The sequence below is a fragment of the Paenibacillus sp. JCM 18996 genome (assembly GCF_055392555.1).
Genome location: NZ_AP043884.1, coordinates 1,035,776 through 1,055,994 on the forward strand (window position 1 = coordinate 1,035,776; position 20,219 = coordinate 1,055,994).

At 54.8% G+C, this 20,219-nt stretch carries 21 protein-coding genes; 3 read left to right on the forward strand and 18 right to left on the reverse strand.

Annotation, left to right across the window (positions count from 1 at the left end; all coding sequences use genetic code 11):
• Positions 1-14: 14 nt before the first annotated feature.
• Entirely contained in the window at positions 15-842 is an 828-nt protein-coding gene (locus ACZ5N7_RS05060; protein ID WP_464657975.1) for a phytanoyl-CoA dioxygenase family protein, read from the reverse strand.
• A gap of 144 nt (positions 843-986) precedes the next feature.
• Between ACZ5N7_RS05060 and ACZ5N7_RS05065 the strand changes: the two genes are divergently transcribed.
• From ACZ5N7_RS05065 to ACZ5N7_RS05075, 3 genes are all read left to right on the forward strand, one after another.
• Positions 987-1,889, forward strand: coding sequence for a helix-turn-helix domain-containing protein (locus ACZ5N7_RS05065; RefSeq protein ID WP_464657977.1), 903 nt, complete (start codon positions 987-989; stop codon positions 1,887-1,889).
• 157 nt (positions 1,890-2,046) lie between these two features.
• Positions 2,047-2,979 carry an NHL repeat-containing protein gene (locus tag ACZ5N7_RS05070; RefSeq protein ID WP_464657979.1) on the forward strand — a complete coding sequence of 311 codons (933 nt, stop codon included), beginning with the start codon at positions 2,047-2,049 and terminating at the stop codon, positions 2,977-2,979.
• A gap of 168 nt (positions 2,980-3,147) precedes the next feature.
• A complete protein-coding gene (locus ACZ5N7_RS05075) occupies positions 3,148-3,390 on the forward strand; it encodes a hypothetical protein (RefSeq protein WP_464657981.1) in 243 nt (80 codons plus the stop codon).
• Between the two features lie 551 nt (positions 3,391-3,941).
• Here the strand turns inward: ACZ5N7_RS05075 and ACZ5N7_RS05080 are convergent.
• The 17 genes from ACZ5N7_RS05080 to ACZ5N7_RS05160 all read right to left on the reverse strand — a co-directional run bounded on the left by ACZ5N7_RS05080 (position 3,942) and on the right by ACZ5N7_RS05160 (position 20,074).
• A complete protein-coding gene (locus tag ACZ5N7_RS05080) occupies positions 3,942-5,348 on the reverse strand; it encodes a sulfatase-like hydrolase/transferase (protein WP_464657983.1) in 1,407 nt (468 codons plus the stop codon).
• Positions 5,349-5,362: 14 nt separating this feature from the next.
• Positions 5,363-6,757, reverse strand: coding sequence for a sulfatase (locus tag ACZ5N7_RS05085; RefSeq protein WP_464657985.1), 1,395 nt, complete (start codon positions 6,755-6,757; stop codon positions 5,363-5,365).
• Positions 6,754-7,299, reverse strand: coding sequence for an adenylyl-sulfate kinase (cysC, locus tag ACZ5N7_RS05090; RefSeq protein ID WP_464657987.1), 546 nt, complete (start codon positions 7,297-7,299; stop codon positions 6,754-6,756). Before cysC ends, ACZ5N7_RS05085 begins: the two co-directional genes overlap by 4 nt.
• 107 nt (positions 7,300-7,406) lie before the next feature.
• Complete coding sequence (locus ACZ5N7_RS05095; RefSeq protein ID WP_464657989.1) at positions 7,407-8,402, reverse strand: Gfo/Idh/MocA family protein; 996 nt, start codon at positions 8,400-8,402, stop codon at positions 7,407-7,409.
• Positions 8,403-8,585: 183 nt separating this feature from the next.
• A complete protein-coding gene (locus ACZ5N7_RS05100; RefSeq protein ID WP_464657990.1) occupies positions 8,586-10,019 on the reverse strand; it encodes a sulfatase family protein in 1,434 nt (477 codons plus the stop codon).
• A 25-nt stretch (positions 10,020-10,044) separates the two neighbouring features.
• The gene (locus ACZ5N7_RS05105; protein ID WP_464657992.1) at positions 10,045-10,845 is read right to left on the reverse strand and encodes a sugar phosphate isomerase/epimerase family protein; all 801 of its coding nucleotides are present in this window, start codon (positions 10,843-10,845) and stop codon (positions 10,045-10,047) included.
• 21 nt (positions 10,846-10,866) lie between these two features.
• Positions 10,867-11,856 (reverse strand): Gfo/Idh/MocA family protein, encoded by a 990-nt coding sequence (locus ACZ5N7_RS05110; protein ID WP_464657994.1) that lies wholly within the window; start codon positions 11,854-11,856, stop codon positions 10,867-10,869.
• 30 nt (positions 11,857-11,886) lie between these two features.
• The gene (locus ACZ5N7_RS05115; protein WP_464657996.1) at positions 11,887-12,789 is read right to left on the reverse strand and encodes a helix-turn-helix domain-containing protein; all 903 of its coding nucleotides are present in this window, start codon (positions 12,787-12,789) and stop codon (positions 11,887-11,889) included.
• Positions 12,790-12,800: 11 nt separating this feature from the next.
• On the reverse strand, positions 12,801-13,166 hold the full coding sequence (locus ACZ5N7_RS05120; RefSeq protein ID WP_464657998.1) for a sensory rhodopsin transducer: 366 nt from the start codon (positions 13,164-13,166) through the stop codon (positions 12,801-12,803).
• 143 nt (positions 13,167-13,309) lie between these two features.
• Complete coding sequence (locus ACZ5N7_RS05125) at positions 13,310-14,074, reverse strand: DeoR/GlpR family DNA-binding transcription regulator (protein WP_464658000.1); 765 nt, start codon at positions 14,072-14,074, stop codon at positions 13,310-13,312.
• Positions 14,075-14,178: 104 nt separating this feature from the next.
• Positions 14,179-15,000, reverse strand: coding sequence for a sugar phosphate isomerase/epimerase family protein (locus ACZ5N7_RS05130; RefSeq protein ID WP_464658002.1), 822 nt, complete (start codon positions 14,998-15,000; stop codon positions 14,179-14,181).
• Between the two features lie 6 nt (positions 15,001-15,006).
• Entirely contained in the window at positions 15,007-15,480 is a 474-nt protein-coding gene (locus ACZ5N7_RS05135; RefSeq protein ID WP_464658004.1) for a hypothetical protein, read from the reverse strand.
• The gene (locus tag ACZ5N7_RS05140; RefSeq protein ID WP_464658006.1) at positions 15,464-15,856 is read right to left on the reverse strand and encodes a hypothetical protein; all 393 of its coding nucleotides are present in this window, start codon (positions 15,854-15,856) and stop codon (positions 15,464-15,466) included. Before ACZ5N7_RS05140 ends, ACZ5N7_RS05135 begins: the two co-directional genes overlap by 17 nt.
• Entirely contained in the window at positions 15,853-16,878 is a 1,026-nt protein-coding gene (locus ACZ5N7_RS05145; RefSeq protein WP_464658008.1) for an ABC transporter ATP-binding protein, read from the reverse strand. The genes ACZ5N7_RS05140 and ACZ5N7_RS05145 overlap by 4 nt, the downstream gene beginning before the upstream one ends.
• On the reverse strand, positions 16,875-17,909 hold the full coding sequence (locus tag ACZ5N7_RS05150) for an ABC transporter ATP-binding protein (protein ID WP_464658010.1): 1,035 nt from the start codon (positions 17,907-17,909) through the stop codon (positions 16,875-16,877). Before ACZ5N7_RS05150 ends, ACZ5N7_RS05145 begins: the two co-directional genes overlap by 4 nt.
• A 12-nt stretch (positions 17,910-17,921) precedes the next feature.
• Positions 17,922-19,079 carry an ABC transporter permease gene (locus ACZ5N7_RS05155; RefSeq protein WP_464658012.1) on the reverse strand — a complete coding sequence of 386 codons (1,158 nt, stop codon included), beginning with the start codon at positions 19,077-19,079 and terminating at the stop codon, positions 17,922-17,924.
• Complete coding sequence (locus ACZ5N7_RS05160) at positions 19,076-20,074, reverse strand: ABC transporter permease (protein WP_464658014.1); 999 nt, start codon at positions 20,072-20,074, stop codon at positions 19,076-19,078. Before ACZ5N7_RS05160 ends, ACZ5N7_RS05155 begins: the two co-directional genes overlap by 4 nt.
• Between the last annotated feature and the right edge of the window lie 145 nt (positions 20,075-20,219).

Here is a 20,219-nt window from a genome sequence, read left to right on the forward strand (position 1 = left end):
CCAAGCAATGAAGGTCAGATTTGTTGCACTAATTTCTGGTAAACAACCGGGAAAGTGTCTCCTGACATGGCTTCTCCGGGCTTGACGCAGATATGCTTCTCCATCGGATGGTTGCCGGTTGGCGCGTAAACCGTGTGTCCGGGCATATAATGGACGGCGATAGCGCGGCGCTTGCGATCAGAACGGTTGGTCGGACTGCCGTGCCAGGTGAGAGAATGATGATAGCCGACTTGACCCTTGTGGATCTCGAATGGAACGGCTTTGACGTTTGCCTCCGGTGGCAGCAGCTCGGGCTGTTTGTGGATCGGCATGAAGTCGTCGGATTGAGTCAAATATTTCTGGTGGTTGCCCCACTTGTGGCTTCCGGGCACCATCCACATGCATCCATTCTCTATTGTCGCATCGTCGAGGGCAACCCATGCACTGACGAGGTCCGCCGGCTGGATGACCGGCCACAGCGGGTGGTCCTGATGCCAGTACGTCGGGCCTCCCGTGACCGGGGGTTTGTATTGAATCTGGTCGTGCCAAATCCGCAGAGTATCCGTACGGCACAGCTGCGACACCTCCTCGCAGATCGTCTTGTTCTTCGCATGCTCCAGGTACGCTTCACTCGCCATCCAAATGTTGACGATCTGGACGACGGTTTCTTTTTTGGTGATGGTCATACCGTAATGCGAATTATCGAGCATATTACGATTGAGGACCGGTTTCTTTACAGATTGGCCTTCCATGACCAAGTTAAGCTCTTCGCGCAATATTTCGACTTCCTCTTCCGATAGAACTACCTCTCCTTTAAGAAATCCGTCCTGGTCAAACTGTGATATTTGCTCTGCAGTCAGCATGTACATTCCTCCTCGCGTTTTTCTTTCATTTTTATGATAGCAGCACTTCATGCATCAGGTCGTTAGAGTTTTTCAAGTAAATATTGCACTTTTCCCGGATTATATGAAACAATAGGATGAGCAATGGCAAGGAGGATGAGCTGGTTGAGAACTCTCCAAGTTCCAAACCTGAGTGTAGGCGATTTGGGATCCATTCGGCCGACAGTGAATTTTGCCAATTACATTACAGCACCGGCAGGCTATGTATGGGGTCCGAGAACAATCCCCGATTATCAACTTGTGTATATTGTGGAAGGCGGCGCCACGTTCGAATATTCGGGACAAAAGCTGCAGCTGGCTCCAGGGAATTGCATTTTTTATGGCCCGCTTACGGTGCATCGTTTGGCTGCGTTTACGGTGAAACCGCTTACTTTATCGAGCGTTCATTTCAGTTGGGACTCCGGATCGACGGAACCCGTGTCTCCGATTCCCCGTATCGAAAGTTGTTCTGAAGCCGATCTTGCCCTTCCCTCTTCGACGTATACGGTTCAGGCCGAAGGAGCACATGATGTGCAGCTTTGGCATTTTTATGACGTCAAGGGGCTTGAAGGGCATTTTGTTCGTTTGGCCCAGGAATTTTTGCATCAGGCGCCCGGGCATGGGATTGTCATGCGGGGTTATTTACTTCAGCTGTTAGGCACGCTTATCCGGTTCCAGCTGGACAAACGGTTTCGTGCAGCCAACGAACGGGGCAAGATCGCGGCGGCGGTCGAGGCCATACGGAATCAACCCGCGCATGCTTGGACGATCCCCAAACTCGCTGCGCTGGCAGGCTATCATCCGACATATTTCGCCGAGCTGTTCCGGGAAGCGACGGGCTACACGCCAAAGCATTATCTTGTGCTCGAACGGATCAAGCAGGCAAAGCAAATGTTGCTGCAGGAGAAATCCGTCGAAGCGGTGGCATTGAAGCTCGGCTACTCGAGCGTGCATTATTTTTGCCGTAATTTCAAAGCGCTGACCGGTCAGACTCCAACGGAGTTCAAGCAACGGAATTGGGGATTTTAACGTGGAAACGCGGCTGCGTCCAGGGACGGCAAACACGGTCTAACGTACAGAACATTGAAAATTCTCTGTTCGGTCGAGTCGTTTCGACATTCTCCGCATTAGGTTAGTACTATAATGGGAAGTAGATTGTGAGATCGCTTTAAGGAGGCAGCATTTCATGTCAGATCGTCTAATTATCGGCAATGCTACGCATTCCTACGAGGTGCAAGAGGGCTGGGGCAAGCTGCCGGAAGGTATGCAATATGGTTATACTCATGGAATATGTGTGGATTCGCAAGACTGCGTCTATGTGCATCACACAGGTAACCCGTCGGTAGTCGTGTTTGACAGCGAAGGCCGATACCTGACCTCCTGGGGCGACGAGTTCGAAGGCGGAGCGCACGGTTTTTATTTACATACGGGCCCGGATGGCCAAGAGGTTTTGTATTTCGCCGACACCAGGCGTGCAATGGTCGTGAAGACGACACTGTCCGGAGAAGTGCTGCTTCGCATCGGCGCTCCGGACCGGGCGGATTTATATGACGCCGAACGCAGGTATGTGCCGACTGACGTATGCGTTGCGCCGAACGGCGACATTTACGTGTCCGACGGGTACGGACAGTATTACGTGCATCAATACGATGCTGCAGGCTCCTACATCCGCAGCTGGGGCGGCAGAGGGTCGGAGCCGGGGCGGATAATCGAGCCACACGGCATCTCGGTCAATTTGCGCGGCGAGGAGCCGGAGCTTTATGTAGCCGACCGCCGTAACCACCGAATCCAGGTATTTACCATGGACGGTGAACATAAGAGGTTTGTGGATCATAACCTGGATCTGCCCTGCAGCTTTTACTTCTTCGGAGAGGAGCTCTATATTCCGGATCTGAACAGCCGGGTGACAGTTCTGGACGGCCAAGACCGCTTGATAACGCATCTCGGTGAGGATCAGCAGGCTTACAAGCAGCAAGGTTGGCCGAATCTGCCGAAGAACTACTTCCGTCCGGATAAATTCAGCTCCCCTCACGGTGTGTGCGTCGATTCGCAAAGAAACGTTTATGTCGCGGAATGGATTTCGGACGGACGCGTTACGAAGCTGGTGCGGCAAAAATAAGATAGCTTCATAAAGGGGTAATGGGTAGCTGTTACCTCTTTAAAATGCCTATGAAGAAAGAAACACTCATGTGTGCTATTTCTGAAAGCTCCTCAATCAGCAAAAACTTATTATAATTACATGTGAATCTCGAAACCAATCATGTTTTGGTTGAACTGATCAAGAAGATTGCAGAAGAAAAAAACGCATCACCGGCTCAAATCGTTCTCGCTTGGGTGCTTGCCAAAAGCCATGGATTGCTCCGATTCCGGCGCGCGCAAATTGGAGCGTTTGGACGAAAATCTTGGCGCCGTGGACATTGAGCTGTCTGCCAAGGAACTAAATGTTTTGAATAAGGAACTCTCGAAGATCAAGATTGTGGGAGATCGCTACCCAGCAGGTTCCGATTTCTCAAAAAGAGCGGGAAAGTAGTCAATTCCTATAAGTAAGAGTTAAAATAAGGAGCAGATTGCCTAAGTGCAACTGCTCCTATCTCGTTATAGGTATCTATTAAGCACAACTGCCAGTTAGTTTAATCTCTGAGGGTCTAATTCCCCGCAGCTTGTTCGGGAACCCGAGACTCCTATTGACGTGGATTCCAACTGTTTAACGCGTTCTACCGCTTCGTCAAGGTCATTATCGATCATGCGCATATGACCTTCCAACTGGCGGAAATTGCTTTTCGTTTCCCTGCGAAATGTATGCAGTTCATCCGATACCGCATTTTAATTTATTGTCTCTACCCTGCCCTGTACTGCTTCTACCCTGCCGTGTAGCATTTGGACCTCCATAGCCAAGGCTTCCTTATATTAGGGTTGACGATGTATTAATAATTAGTAACAAGTATGATTCATTAGTTCAATATGTATAGTTGGAAGCAGCACAGTATCGAACGAACCAACCGTGTGTACGTACGGGTACCTAGCCGAACGGCCACCGGGAGAGGCTCATATCAGGGAAGATCGGACCACCCAACGTGCATCTTATTTTTTTCTACCTTCCAGCAGCTGCCGCTTCATCCAGTCGTTGCGCACCAAACCGTCGCCGTCCCGCAGAAGCGTTTCATACAGCCGGCGGCGAAGATCTTGCAGGATGCCGCGGTTCCCCGGATGCCGCAGGACATTGTGCAGTTCATGCGGATCCGACTTCATGTCGTAGAGCTCGTCGACGTCGGTCGGGTTCCAGACGTACTTCCATTCGCGGGTGCGGATCATGCGCTGCGTATATAAACCGAACTGCTGGCCATTGTATGTGGCTACCACTTCTTCTCTCCACGATGCGGGCTGGCCGTCCTGCATCAAAGTCATGAGCGACATTCCGTGAAAACGGTGCTCTTCCGGCTCAGGTGCGGCACATTGGGCCGCTTCAAGCAGCGTCGGCGGCATGTCGAGCAGGTTATATACGAACCGGTCACAGCTGGTGCCGGCAGAGATGACGCCGGGCCAACTGATGGCGAGCGGCACCTTCACGACATCTTCATACATGACGTAATGCTTATCCATCATCCGGTGACCGCCGCATAAATCGCCGTGGTCAGCCGTGAAAATGACGAGAGTGCTGTCGCGCAGCGACATGGCATTGAGCTGGCGCAGCAGGCTGCCGACCGCATCGTCCAGCTGGCTGATGACCGCGTAATATCGGGCGACGATCGGTGCCCAATCCCGCCAGCTGTAGTCCTGCACATTCCAGCTCAGCAGCTGCTGCTCCTGGATGTAAGGCTTGCCTTCGAACGTCTCTGCGAAGCTTCCCCAGACAGGCACGTCGTCCGTTGAATACATTCGGGCAAATGCTGCGGTCGGCCTGCAGGGCAGATGAGGCTCCTGGAAGTTCACGCGCAGAAGCCAAGGACCAGGTGCAGAGCCCGCCAGCTTGCGCAGCAAGTCGCCCACCATCCCGGCCGTCCGGTGTGTGCGGGTATGCTCCAGCGGAAGCGGATCCTCTTCTCCAAAAAAACCTTGAGTGTATGCCAGATCCGGATAATGTTCCGCTATCCATACTTTATAAGCTTTATCGCTGTCGACGAATTCATCAAAGCCATACAAGGTCGGATCGCAGGCCGGATGAACGTCCCATTTGCCGACATAGCCGCTTCGGTAGCCTGTCTCCCGCAGAGTACGCGCCCAAGAGTAGGAGACGGGATCGAGCGCTCCGATCTTGAGGCCGAGCGAGTAGTTCCACAAGCCTCCGAAGGTTTCGGGACGCTGTCCGCACACAAGCGACTGCCGGGCGGGACCGCACACCGGAATATGGTTATAGGCGCTGCTGAACCATATGCCCTCCGCTGCAAGCGAGTCTATATTCGGCGTCTTGACCGGCGCCATGGCGCTGTACCCAATGCAGTCGTACCGCAGCTGGTCGGCCATGATCAGCAGTATGTTGGGCTGACGCATGCGTTTTCGCCTCCTTATCCCAACCTCGCGTGCCGGGCCGACACCGCTTCGTCGAACCTATCGCGTCTAGGATCCCTCAGCCAGTCGTCCCACGTTAATCCGTAATGCTGCAATATTTCGTGGATCCGGTTTTTGAACGGAAGACCGGCTTCCACCTGCACCTTCATCGGATCGGGGCGGCCCCCGAGCGTGCCATCCACCCAAGCGTCAAGCCGGCTTTCGAACTCGTCAGCCAGAGCGTTGTCACAATCGGCAATATTTTCGGTTTCTTCAGCATCCATTCGCAAGTCGTAGAGCTCCCTTGCCGGACGGTTGAACGGTCCGGAATCGACCGTGCGAATGAATTTGTAGTCGCGGGTAACGAGGCCCCGGCTCGCCTGCCAAGCGCATTCGCTTAAAAATACGGTATCCCGGGTACCGTTCTCCTCCCCTAGCAGGCTCGGCCACAAGCTGCGGCCGTCCAGACCGGAGGGCGCCGCAATGCCGGCCGCCTCCAGAATCGTCGGCATTAAATCCGGCTGCTGAACGAGTCCGCTGATTCTGCGGCCGGCGGGTATACGCCCAGGCCAACGCATAATGACTGGAACACGGACCGTCGTTTCATAAAGGCCGCAGTGATCCCAATAAATGTCGTGTTCCGTCAGGCTTTCCCCGTGGTCGCCGAACAGGACAAGCAGACTATCGTCATAAATCCCCTGCTGTATGAGATGCTCATCTAGCTCGCACAGACGGTCGTCCAGATAACGGATTTCCGCGTCGTATAACGCATTCATATAAGCGGCATCCGTAACCGGCCCGACCTGCTCATAATGGTGGTGTTTAAAAAACGGATAAGCCGCATGATTGTATGCAGCTTCCATACTTTTATTGGTACGGTCGTACGGGTCGCGCCCCTTCTCGTAAAACTGGCGGGCGTAAGCATGCGGCGGCAAATACGGGGTATGCGGATCCCAGTAGTGCAGAAACAAAAAGAACGGTTCGTCCTTATGCTCCCTGATCCAGGGAAAGGCCAGCTCGTTCACTGTGCGCCCGTCGATATTCCGCTTGTTTCCGACCGAATTGATGTAGTACCGGTACCCTCTCGCAAACCATTCTTTAAGCTGGTATAAATTATCAACAGCCCCAGTAGTGAAGCCATGGCTGCGCAGAAGTGCCGGCAGCCATGGCTCTTTCTTCGGCAGCTGCGTCAAGGGGGAGCCGTGCGAAACGATTCCTGTGCTGAGTCCCATTTTACCGGTGAAAATGCCGGTGTGCGCCACCTCAGTCGGAATATCGGTCGCGTAGGCCCGCTCGAACAGCGCACCCTGTGCGGCGATCGAGTCCAGATACGGCGAGGTAGGTTTACCGTAACCGTAGCAGCCGAGACGGGACGCCCGCAGCGTATCCAGTGAAACGAACACGATGTTCATACGGCGTCCCTCCTTCCGGCTTTAAGCGATATATAATCCATAATAAGCGATATATTGCTGTTTACGTCGTCCACGTTCGTGCGAATGACGATATCCGGCTGCTCCGGCTGCTCGTAGGGATCCCCTATTCCTGTAAAATGCGAAAGCTCAGAATTTCTCGCTTTTGCATAAAGACCTTTTACGTCGCGCCGCTCGCATTCGTCCAACGGGCAGTCGACGTAAATTTCTACATACCCGGTCAGCTCGCTGCGAGCCATTTCCCTCATTTCGCGATACGGGGTAATGGCGGATACCATCACGGTGATGCCATTGCGCGATAACAGCTTGCTGATGTACACAATGCGGCGAATATTTTCCATTCTGTCCTCCCGGCTGAAACCGAGCCCTTTGGAAATAACGCTGCGCAGCTCATCCCCATCCAGCAGCTCCACCTGCATGCCAACATCCCGCAAAGGTCTGAGCAGAGCGCGGGCCGTGGTCGTTTTGCCGGCTCCCGATAATCCTGTAAACCATAGCACCAAGCCCGGTTTCACGTTCATCATGGCTTTCCTCCTTCTGTTCGGCTCTTATCCGGCTTTCCATGGCATTCCGAACGCGCGGTTCTCCCGGCGCACATTGAGGCGCTTGCACGGCGGGTGGTCAGAGGCCGCTATTCCACTTCGGTTACGGCCCCTCCCGCTTCATGGGAGCGGATCGCCGCCTCGATGATCCTCTGTACTGCAAGGGCGTCTTCGCCGGAAGCGGAAATTTGGTCCGGCGGAATCTGCTCCTTGACCTCGCGGATAAAAGCATCCAGCCGCAGCCGGAACGTATCGTTGAATCCTTTCATCCCCGTCATGATGGAGTTGCGGTAGACGCGAAGTTCTTCAGCTTGCTGCGGATAATACGTCACCGATTCATAAACGTTATCGAGTACGAATCGGCCTCGGTCCCCCGCCACTTCACAGGCCTCGATCGAATGCCAGCCGAAAATATCGTAGCTACCGGTCAAATGCCCTACCGCTCCGGATGCGAATTCCAAATTAATGGATGCCGTCGACCATACGCTGCGTCCCGGGGCTTTGGTCAGGAACGACTGCACCCTGCGCACATCTCCGGCAAAATAACGAATGACGTCGAACGAATGGGGATGCAGCGCGCGCAGGTGAATCCACGGGCTCGATTCGTTCGGATTGCCGATAGTGAGCCTCATGTTGACGTACAGCGGGGTGCCGATATCGCCTGATTCCATCCACTGCTTGGCTTTCTGGGCAGCGGGTGTAAACCGGTGGTTCAAATTGCAGCCGAGACGCACACCCCGCTCTTTAGCGGCACGGACCATCTCCTTCGCCTCCCCGATATCATTGGAGATCGGCTTCTCGACAAGAACGTCTTTCCCTGCGGCGATAGCTGCCATGACAGGCTGGAAGTGATGCGAGCCGTTCTCCTTGCCTCCTGTGGCGACACTCACCACATCCGGGTTTTCCTGCTGCAGCATCGTCTCGATATCGTAATAAGCCTTCACGCGAAACTCGGCCGCCACAGAATCCGCCAGGTCCCGGTTCAAATCGCACACGGCGACCAGCTCCGCATCCGGATGATCCGCGTACGTGCGGCAGTGGATGCGGCCGATATTGTTGACGCCGATAACGGCGACTTTGATCATTGCTCATACCTCCCTGCCGAACATTGAAATCGTTGAACCGGTTAGACCACACTGTGAAGCCGTAGGGGAACTCGCTCACTGGGTGTCCCCCTCAGTTTCGCGGAGACGTCGCCGCTGTTCCGACGACGAGTTCACCGAATCGCCCATATCAGGTGAGTCCTCTTCCGTTTCTCCCCCGGCCAATTACGCCGACGTCGTCTCTTCCGCTTCCTCCGCAAAGGAAGCTTCCGCTTGCTTCTCCTTCGCCTGCAGGTTTCTCGCCGTGTTCGGCGATCCTATATGCAGCGAATCGAACGCTTGCTGCGAAGTGGCGAACGGCCCGCAGCCAAGACCATGCCAATTCAGGTTGACCGAAATCGGATTCGGACGACCCGTCGCTCTTTCCCTTCTGGCGGCGTGCGCTTCCATACGGGCTTTCAACACTTCCACAATGTCCGGGTGCTCGTCGGCCACGTTGTGAAGCTCCTGTGGATCGCGGATCAGGTTATACAGCTCGATCGCCGGCTTGAAGTGGAAATCGGGCTCCAGCGCCACGATCAGCTTCCACTCCGCCGTCCGCCAGCCGTGCTTGCGCATCCAGGTGCATTCGGTGAGGTACATTTCGCTCTCTGGCACGCGCTCCTCGCCCTGGACGAGAGGCAGCAAACTGCGGCCGTCGAAGCGGATGCCGCTGTCAATGCCGAGCAGCTCAAGCAGCGTAGGCATTACATCCTTGATCTGGGTCGGGCTGGACACCCGCTTGCCGGCCGGTAATTTTCCAGGGAAGCGGAGGATCAGCGGAATGCTCAGGTTCGTTTCGTACAGGCCGTGATGGTCGTAGTAGCAGTCATGCTCGTTCAGCGTTTCCCCATGGTCGGAAGTGATGACGACGAGCGTCTCCTCTTCAAGGCCAAGCGCTTGCAGCGCCGTAAAGATGGATTGGATGCCGGCGTCCATGTAGGCCACTGCCCCGTCGTATTGGGCGTCAATGTATACGCTGTCCGTGCAGCCCTCGGGAAACCAGGAACGGAAATAATCGACGAAAGGCTTGAATTCATATAATTCGTCCAAAGAATGATTGTCCGGACTCTTTTCGTCGCCGTCATAGAACATCCGTTCAAATGGCGCCGGAGGCAAATACGGCGAGTGAGGATCCATATGACGCAGGAACAGGAAGAATGGCTTGTCATCCGCAGCCAGACGCTTCAGTTCAGGTATCGCAACGCGGTTCAAATTCTCGGCTTTCGGGCTGCGGCCGGTTTCGTCCGCTCTCCATCCTTCATAGTCGATATAACTCCCGAAGCCGCGTGCCGACGGATTTCCTGTAAATCCGATGCAGGTCGTGTTGTATCCTTCGCTTTCCAGCAGCTCAGCGAGTGTCGTCACGTGGGATCCGAGAGGTCCGCTGTGCCGGAGCGCCACGACGTCGGTGCCGAAGCAATCCATGCCGGTCAGCATCGAGGCGTACCCGGGCGTCGTTGGTATGCTGGGCGAAAAATGGTTCTCAAACAGGACGCCGTCTTGACTTATACGGTCTATGTGAGGAGTCGTCAACCGTTGGTATCCGTAGGAGCTCATATGGTCCCGGCGCAGGCTGTCAATGCCGAGCAGCAGTAAATTGGGCTTTTTAGTGGACATATTCTCAACCCCTTTTTCAAGAGTGTTATCGCGCTCCGAGCGAGCGCAGTACCGCGTTCAAATAGCCGTAGCTTTCAGCAGCGACGACAGAAACCTGCGCCAAGGAATGGTCCTTCGCGCCGATCACCTCGAGGCACACCGGGCCGTCATACCCGTTTTCAGCCAGCACCTTGCAGTAACCGTACAAATTGATCTCCCCGCGTCCGCAGGCCTGCATCTCAATCGGGCCCGGTCCGGCTTGACGGCCCTTGCAGTCGCGGATATGGATATGGCGGACACGGCTGACAACCTGGGGGAGCGCCTCCTCCGGATTCTCGTTCGCGCGGTAAATATGGCTGGGATCCATATCGATACCGAAGGAAGGACTCTTGATCACTTCCATTGCGCGCAGTGTCGTCGGCGTGTTGTAAATGGCATTTCCCACATGCGCTTTCACGCACAGCGTTACCCCATGATCTCCGGCCACCTCAGCCAGTGATGCCAGCTTGTCGATCGAAGCCGCCAAATCCTCTTCAACGTCAGATTTACCGCCAGGCCCAACGTTGACAACCGGAATGCCCAGCGCCTGTGCGGCAGCGAAAGCGAGCTTAAGACGCGCTTCGTCCAGCGATGCCACCTCCATCGACAGCAGCTGGAGTCCGTACTTTTCCGCGATGCTCCGTATTTCGGGCTCCTGTTCCTGCCAGCGGTCCAGTTCCAGGTGCTCGCACATTCCTTTGATCGCGGAGAGCTCTACGCCGTCGTAACCGCACATCCCAATATGCTCGGCCGCCGTAGCGAAATCGAAGTCTTTAAACAATACCGAATTAATGCCTAGTCGAATCATGATTTTCGTATACCTCCCGGATTAGAGTTCGACGACCGTCGATGTTTCGAACGAGCGGATGGCGGCTTCGATGATGTTCTGCGCTTTCAGCGCTTCCTCGCCCGAACCGTTGATTTGATCGTAAGTCGCACCGGCGTTAAGCTGTTCGATCCAGTCGCTGATCCGGCTCTTGAACGTTTCATTGAAATGCCGCATGCCGCCGAGATAGCTGTACGATTCCGTCTCAATGCTGTGGCGGGGATAAAAGGTCAGGTGTTCGCAAGCGTCCTCCAGTACGAATCGGCCCTTGCTTCCCACTACTTCGCAGCGTTCAAGCCCGTAACTGGCTCCGGCGTCGTAGCTGCCGACCAGGTTGCCGATCGCGCCGTTGTGGAACTCCATAATGATCTGGGCATTGGACCAGATCACGCGGCCTTCGCCCTTCATCATAAACGCCGCGACCCGCTTGACATCGCCGCAGAAATAGCGAATGACGTCGAACGAATGCGGATGCAGGGCGCGGAGATGGAACCACGGCGACGTCTCTACCGGGTTGTTGATCCACATTTTCATGTTGATCATATGAAGCTTGCCGAGCCGGTCCGCCTGGACCCACTCCTTCGCCCTTATCGCCGCCGGGGTAAACCGGTGGTTCAAGTTGACCGCGTAGGGCAGCCGTTTCTCCCTAGCCAGCGCCACCATCCGTTCGCCCTCGTCGATCCGGTTCGAGATCGGCTTCTCGCCGAGCACCGGAATGCCGGCTTCGAGGAGCTCCATCGTCGGCCCGTAGTGCTCGCCGCCGTTCTCTTCGCCCTTAGTCGCCACGCTGCAGGCGTTAAGCTGAATGCCGCTGTCCAACATCTCCCGCACACTGTAAAACGCCCGGCAGCCGAACTTGGCCGCTGCGGCGTCCGCTTTGTCCTTGACGATATCGCAAACAGCGACGAGCTCCGTCTTCGGGTGATCTTTGTACACATTGGCATGGATGGTTCCGATATTGCCGACTCCGACAACTCCTACTCTTATTGTCATAGCAATCCCTCCGCTTAATGAATTAACTGCCTATATTTGCCGGTCCCGGTATTGCCCCGGCGAGCATCCGACTTTGCGCCGGAACAGCAGCGTAAAGAAGGCCGGGTCCTCGTAGCCGACGCGCTGCGCGATGTTGATTACTTTATCTTCACCTTCGTCCAGGTACTGCTTCGCCCTGTCGATCCGGATCTGATGTATGCGCTCGGTCACGGTTTGTCCGGTTTCCTGCTTGAATACCCGGTTCAAGTGACGGCTGCTGATGCTGAACAGCTCGCATAACTCGGGGATGGCCAGCTTTTTATCGAAATGACGCTCCAAAAAACCGGTGATCCTTCTTACGAGCAACGTATGCTCGCCTGCGCGCTGCGGCTTTTTTTCCTTCACAGCGGCTGATCCTGCGTAATAACGGGACAGTACGATGAGCAGCTGCAGCATCTGCAGCTTAATGACAGTGAGATAGCCCGTGCCCCGTTTTTGCCATTCTGCCATGATGCATTCCATCAATTGAAGCACGTGCCCGGCTTCCGCTCCATGTAAATTCAACCGATGATGAAAACGCTCTCTTTTATCCAAAAAAGGATGCACGTAGAAATAATCCATGGACTGCGAGACGCCGAGCTCTTTCAGCAGCGATTCGTGGATCAGGTCCGGCGTAAACAGGCAGTTGATGATCTCAATGCTGTCCCCCGGCTCGGTACGGTAGGTGTGGACTTCGCCGGGATTGATGATGAACACGTCCCCCGATTCGACAGGGTAGAGCTCCCCTTCGAAGAGGTGATCCGCCCTGCCGCTGACCAAATAGACCAATTCTATAAAATCGTGGCTGTGGGCCGTTGGAAGGTTGCTTTCGTCGTGCACGCACCGGGTGATCGCAAATGGAATATTTGCATTATGCATAAATTGGCTTCGATGCAGCTGCTTCACCATTAGCATGGACTTCTCCTCTATTCCACCGGATATGCCATCGTCGTGAACAGCGCAAGCGCCTCCTGAGAGGTATCCAGACGGCTGTGCTGGACGATGACTGGAACGCTGCTTTCCACCCTTATCGCGTAAGGAACGCCTAAAGGCACAGGATTTCCCTCCTCGTCCTTGAGACGGTCAAGCCTTATATGGTGAGTCCTTCGGGCGCCGCATACCGCTTTGAACCGGTCCATCGGTTCCCGGTCTTCGAAGTATAGCGTCAGCTTGATGTCCGCGTCAGCCTGTCCCACGTTCAAGACGCACACCGCTTCGTGGCTGATTTGATCGCCTGTGCTCTTGGGCGGCAGGAAGCCGTCGGGGATGAGCCAAGTGTTATTGCCGATCATCCGCATCCCTCATTCCTTTGAATTTTTGGAAAGGATGGAGTGTCCTCCATCCTTGTACTCTACTTATAATTGTAATGTGTTTATCGTGCCGCTTCATTGTGTTTTCCGCCATCTTTAAGGTCAATTGCGCCAAACTTTCCCTCTCATTCCGGCAACTGTATAACGTTGATGAATTTGCGCTGCAGCAGCTGCACGTAATCGGCGGGCGTTTGCGCATCGGTGACCAGATTATGAATTTGATCCCAGCCTCCGATCGCCGTAAAAGCCTGCACATCGAATTTGCTGTGATCGGCCAGCAGATAGACCTGTTCCGCCATGCCGACCATTTTGCGTTTCACACGGGCCTGAAGCTCGTTGCTTTCACTGATGCCCCTCTCCAAATGGACGCCCTTGCACGAAATGAATGCTTTGTTGACGTGGTATTCCTCAAGAGACTGCTCGGCCAACGGACCGAGGTACGACAGCGAATTGGCAGACAAAATGCCTCCTGTGCTGATCACCGTTACATTCTTCTTTTCGCTGAGCACGAGCGATACTTTGAGCGAGTTAGTCAGCACGGTCAGCGGAATATCCGGCAGCTGCGACGCCATATGCCACGCGGTTGTGCTGGCATCCAGCACGATCCGGTCGTTCGGCTCCACATATTTCACGGCTTCCGTGGATATGCGCTGTTTCTCGGATACATGGCTGGCCTCACGAACCTGGTAGGACGTCTCGGTAGTCTGCGGACTGATGCGCATCGCTCCGCCGTAGCTCCGCTGTAATCGCCCTTCGCTCTCCAACCGGTCCAAGTCCCTGCGGATCGTTTCCTCGGTGACCCTGCAGATTTCGCTGAGCTCGGATACACGTATGCTCCCTCTCGAATTCACCAGCCGGAGTATGTACTGATATCTCTCCGCTACCAGCATGTTTCGGTCCCCCTCACTCCATTCGCTTCGAGCCGTAACGGCGGCGGCCTGTATTCCGCCTTCCTGCCCGAAAGGTTTTCTTTTCTCTCCCGAGACCATTAAAATCACCGCTCCTGGTCGAAGGCCAGCACCCGGTCCCTTACGCCGCATACATTATCCGCATTCACATATTCCAAAATGAAAGGAGCTCCCTCCGTATGCCGGTGATACAAGTCGAGGAATAAAGGCCAGTTGATATCGCCGTCGCCCACAATACGTCCGTACGTGTCGTTTACTTTCCGGTCTTTGCCGTGAAAATAAGCGATATGCGGCGCCAGATAGCGGAACATATCGTCCTCCGAGCTGTTGGCGATCAAATTCGCCGGGTCGAGCAGCACTCGGATTGCAGGCGAACCCACTTGCTCCAGGAAGTCAGCCATGCGCTTCGCACTGGGAACGACATCCAGCACGCACGGTTCGAGGGCGATCGTCACACCGTAATGTCCGGCGCGCTCTGCAAGCCATTTTGCGCTTTGAACAAGGCGCTGAAACGCCGATTCATACGTATCCGCCGACACTCCGCGCTTCCCGGGGATAAACCCGCACTCCGTCGCTATCACCTTTACTCCGTTGTCGGCCCCGATCTGCATATGCCGCTCAAAATACTCAAGATTACGTGTGAGCTCTGCATTGTCCTCTTCGAGAAGATTGGTGAATACGCCGATAGAAGCGACTTCTATACCGTGCCGGCGATAGGTGCCAATGATCTCTTTGCAGCGGCCGTCCGTCATTTCGCTCAAGTCGCAGCGTCCATTGTATCGCCAATAATTGGAATCCGTTTGTGAAAAACAGAGCTCTGTCCACCGGAATCCGTGCCCAGCCATAAACAAAGCGGCCTCCTCGTTGGTAAATTTGGGGAAACTTCGGGAAACCACTCCGATATCCATGCACGATTACCCTCTTTCTTCCTGATTGATGTTGGCAATCCTCCGGCGGCTCCTGGCCGACAGCACATAAGCGGTCAGGAGTACGGCCAAAGCCCCTTCCAGCGGCAGAACAATACCGAAGGCTCTCCCGGCGCCGCCGAAAAGAGCCGGAAGGACCCGGCACACGAGCAGCAGCCACAGCTGCACCGCGAGCAGCAGGACGGATGCCGGAAGCCAGCGCCGTTTCAATGCCTGCTTTCTTATATAGAACTGGCAGAAGAACACGTATGCGAGCCAGATGACGCCCGATAACAGAAATGTCATATTATCGATGGCCTGCCAAGCGAATGGGTTCACCTTGAAAGCCGCGAGCATGCCGATAACAAAATCCCGAAACTCCATCCAGTTATAGATTCCGAGCGCGGACAGGACGACGGTGACCGCGAGCGATAAGAAGCCCGCCTGCATCTTCCTCCTGTGATCCTCATGAAACGGATTCATCCTCTGCCCTCCATTGCCTGTCCAGCCTCTGCAGCATACGCAGCGTATGCTTGCGGATTTCTTCATTCTCCATGAACCGGGTCCGGCGGACGTATTCCGATAATCGGGAAAGCCTGCGCAAATGACTCCTCTTGGCGGCTCTACGAATCCGATCAAACCGCTGCTGTTTGCCCGCTTCCCGCAAACGGTTCATTTGGACGTCGTATTTCATCGACCAAGACTCCGGCACTTCACCGGTTAAAGCAATCGTTTCCAAATCCCGGTGCTTGGAGCCGACCATCCTGTCGAGCAGCACGCGCAGATACCACATGGAAGCAAGCATGACCGCAGCTAACGCAATCAAGAAAATTATGATCTGCACCATAATGCTGATCATATAGCGGCCGCCCCCCGGAGCAGCAGCTCCCCGGCAAAATGGCAGGCCGCATAATGCCCATCCCCCACCTGCTTCATCTCCGGGGCTTCTTTCCTGCATACGTCTTTCGCATAAGGACAGCGCGGATGGAAATAGCAGCCGGCCGGCGGACTCGCCGGGTTCGCCACCTCGCCGGACAGGATAATGCGGTTCGATTTCCTGCGCGGATCCGGTACGGGTTTGGAGGAAAGCAGCGCTTCCGTATACGGATGCTTCGGCTGTGCGAACAAAGATTTCGTAGAAGCCGTCTCCACCATTTTGCCTACATACATTACGCCTACCCGGTTTGAGATGTGCTGGATGACCCCGAGATCGTGGGAGATGAACAGATAGCTCAGATTGAGCTTTTCCTGTAAATCCTGCAGCAGGTTGATGATCTGCGCCTGTACGGACACATCCAGCGCGGATACGGCTTCATCGCATACGATGAACTTCGGTTCGGTCGCCAGTGCCCGGGCGATGCCGATCCGCTGCCGCTGCCCTCCGCTGAAGGCGTGCGGGTAGCGCTCGAGATGGCGGCTGTTGAGCCCGACCAGCTCCATCAGGTGGCGGACCCGGTCCTTCAGCTCCCGGCCGCTCATCATACCGTTGCACACCAGCGGCTCGGCGATGATGTTCAGCACTGTCATCCGCGGATTGAGCGATGAGTAGGGATCCTGGAAAATGAGCTGCATATCCCTGCGAATGGCCCGCATTTCTTTGGGCTCGAGGTTCAGCACATTTCGGACGTTTCCCTGGCGATCGCGGAACATCACCGCGCCGGAGGACGGTTCGACCGCCCTAAGGACGCAGCGTCCCAGCGTTGTTTTGCCGCAGCCGGATTCGCCCACAAGCCCAAACGTCTCGCCGGGGCGAATGTAAAACTTTACATCATCGACGGCTTTCACATAGCCGACCGTCTTTTGGAAGAATCCCTTTTTGATCGGAAAATATTTTTTCATCGCCTGGACGTCAAGTACAAGCTCTTCCTGCAACGCAGTCATGCCCTCACCTCCAGCTCGGTTGGTTCGGTTTCCACCAGCAGACAGCGGACATAATGTCCTTCGGCTACCTCCACCAGCGGAATGTCGGCAATGTTGCAGATGCCTTCCACCGCATGCTTGCAGCGCGAATAGAAGCCGCATCCCTTCGGCAGATTCATTGGAAACGGCACGTTACCTTCGATCGATTCCAGCCTTTTCGTATCCCTGCCAACGGAAGGAATGGAATTCAACAGCGCTCTCGTGTACGGATGCTTCGCTCCGTGAAACAGAGAGTCGACATCCGTGTATTCCACAACCTTTCCCAGGTACATGACTGCGACGTCGTCGGACATTTCCGCTATCACCCCGAGATCGTGCGTAATAAAAATGACCGACGTATCGTTATTCGTCTTCAGGTCGTTGATCAGCTGCAGCACCTGGGCCTGCACCGTCACGTCCAGCGCGGTGGTGGGCTCGTCGGCGATCAGGATGGAGGGATGGCAGGACAGCGCCATTGCAATCATCGCACGCTGCCTCATTCCGCCGGACAGCTGGTGCGGGTATTCCCCCATCCTCTGTTCGGGATTGGACATGCCGACCTTCTTCAGGATTTCAACCCCCATAAGGTACGCCTCTTTTTTGTCGTCGGTGGCATGAAGCAGGATCGCCTCCATAATCTGGTCTCCCACAGTATGGATTGGCGAAAACGCCTTCATCGGCTCCTGGAAGATCATTGCGATTTCTCCGCCCCGGATATCCCGAATTACTTTTCCGTGCTGATCCAGCTTGACAAGGTCGATGTCCTTGCCGCCGTCCTTGCCGCTTCGGTAAAGCTTGATTTCGCCCTGAACTTCACCGGGCTTTGGCACGATACGGAGCAGCGCCTGAGAGGTTACGCTCTTGCCGCAGCCGCTTTCCCCTACGATGCCGAGCGTCTTGCCCCGCTTGATCCGCAGATCGATGCCGTCTACTGCCTTGAGCACCCCTTCGTCCAAATGAAAATGCACCTTTACGTCTTTCATTTCCAATATGATTTCATCCTGCCGTGCCATCGTCCTGCCTCCTTACTTGTAGGGATCCGCGGCATCCCGCAGTCCGTCCCCAAGAAAATTGAACATCAGCACTGTTAAAATGATGAATCCCGCCGGCCAAAGCAGCCATGGATGATGCGCCAACGTTTCCAGGTTCTGCGCGTCCTGCAGCAGCACGCCCCAGCTAACCACAGGAGCCTGCAGCCCGATTCCTATGAAGCTTAGCGCCGTCTCCCCCAGGATTGTACCGGGGATGGACAGCGTGACATTGACTATAATATAGCTGGCGAACGAGGGAAGCAGATGCTTGATGATGATGCGGTAGTCGCTCGCTCCGGCAAGACGTGCGGCCATAGTGAAGTCTTCTTCGCGGAGCGACAGCACTTTCCCTCGCACGACACGCGCGAGACCGGTCCAGCCAATGATGGAAAATACGATAATAAGTCCGAAGTAAGTTTGCGTTGCAGACCAGGTTTTCGGCAAGGCGGCGGAAAGCGCCATCCAGAGCGGGATCGTCGGAATACAGATCAGCAAATCAATGACCCGCTGGATGATCGTGTCGGATACGCCTCCCAAATATCCGGATATACCGCCGAGCAGCAGCCCGAGAATAAGAGTAAGCACGATGCCCATCAGGCCGAACGACAATGAAATACGCGCCCCGTATAAAACACGGGAGAACAGGTCATGTCCCAGTTTGTCGGTTCCCATCAAAATAAGAGGATTCTTATGATCTTTCAGCCCGAACAGATGGATGCTCGTCGGAATCAATCCCCACATCTTGTAGGGCTCGCCCTGTGTGAAGAAGTAGAGCTCGTATTTCTTCTCGGGATCGACCGTAAACGTCCGGCGAAACGTGTTCGTATCCACCTTCTCGGACATGCCGTACACGAATGGACGAAGCTGGAAGCCGCCGGCCGGATCGACGAAATGCAATTTTTGCGGCGGCGAATTCTTATATTCCGTTAACCTGGCCTCCGGCAGATTGGGACTTAAGAATTCACAGAAAGCCGCCACAAAATAAAAGAAAAGCAGCAGGACAGCCGACGCAACCGCGACTTTATGCTTTTTGAATTTCCACCACATCAGCTGCCATTGGGAAGCCACCTCATAGCTTTGCGCCTCATCCGCTTTCTGCTGCTTGACTTTTCCCCGCCGCAGAGCATTCGTGATTGTTGTGATGCCGCTCATTCCGTGACCCCCCCGAAGCGAATTCTCGGATCGACCACGGCGAGCAAAATATCCGACATCAGAGTGCCGAGTACCGTCATGACACTAAGTATCAACAGGAAGCTTCCGCACAGGTACATATCCTGGAACATGAGCGCTTTAAGCAGCATCGGCCCGGTCGTCTGCAGATTGAGGACAATTGCAACGATCGCTTCCCCGGAAATAAGCGCCGGCAGCGTCCAGCCGATCGTGCTGATCAGCGGATTGATCGCCATCCTCACCGGGTACTTGAACAGCAGTTTATTTTCCGCCACCCCTTTGGCCCGCGCCGTAATGACATACTGCTTCGACAGCTCGTCAAGCAGCATGCCCCGTGTTACGCGGATGAGTGAAGCGGTGCCCGACATGCCGATGACGATAACCGGCAGAATGAGCCTCGGCAGCATATTCATGATCTTCGCCCAGCTCCACGGCGCATCGGCAAACTCTGGCGAGAACAGGCCGGTAATTGCAACCCCTGTCTGTGTGAAGATAAAATAAATCAGAACGAGCGCGATCAGGAAACCGGGCATGGCCAAACCGATGAAGCCGATAAAAGTGAACACATAATCCATAATCGAATATTGGTGGGTCGCTGAATAGATACCGATCGGAATGGCGACCAGCCAAACGAAAACAAGCGAAATGAGCGAAATGACGAGAGTCAGGGAGAGACGCGGCCCGATAACTTCGGATACCGGCCGGTTATATTGGAACGAACGGCCGAAGTCTCCGTGGAGAATAATGTTCTTGATCCAGATGAAATACTGCATATACATTGATTTATCAAGGCCATATTGCATTTTCAGATTCAGGATCATGCTCTCCGAAACGTCGTTCCCCGCATTTTTGAGCTGCGCGACATATTGGGTAAGGAAGTCTCCCGGCGGCAGCTGGATGATGACGAAAACGATGATGCTTATGGCAATCAACAGTGGAATCAGCTGCAAGATCCGATAGGAGATGTAATTGAGCATGCGGTTGCCTCCTTTCAGGGTGATCTGTAATGAGAAAGCGAACCCGGCAGCCCGGCCAGACCCGATCCGTTCGGGCCCCTGTCCAGGTTCGCGCTTGCTTGCTATATAGGAAATTATGCGAAGCAATTCTGTGGATGAAGGGGGC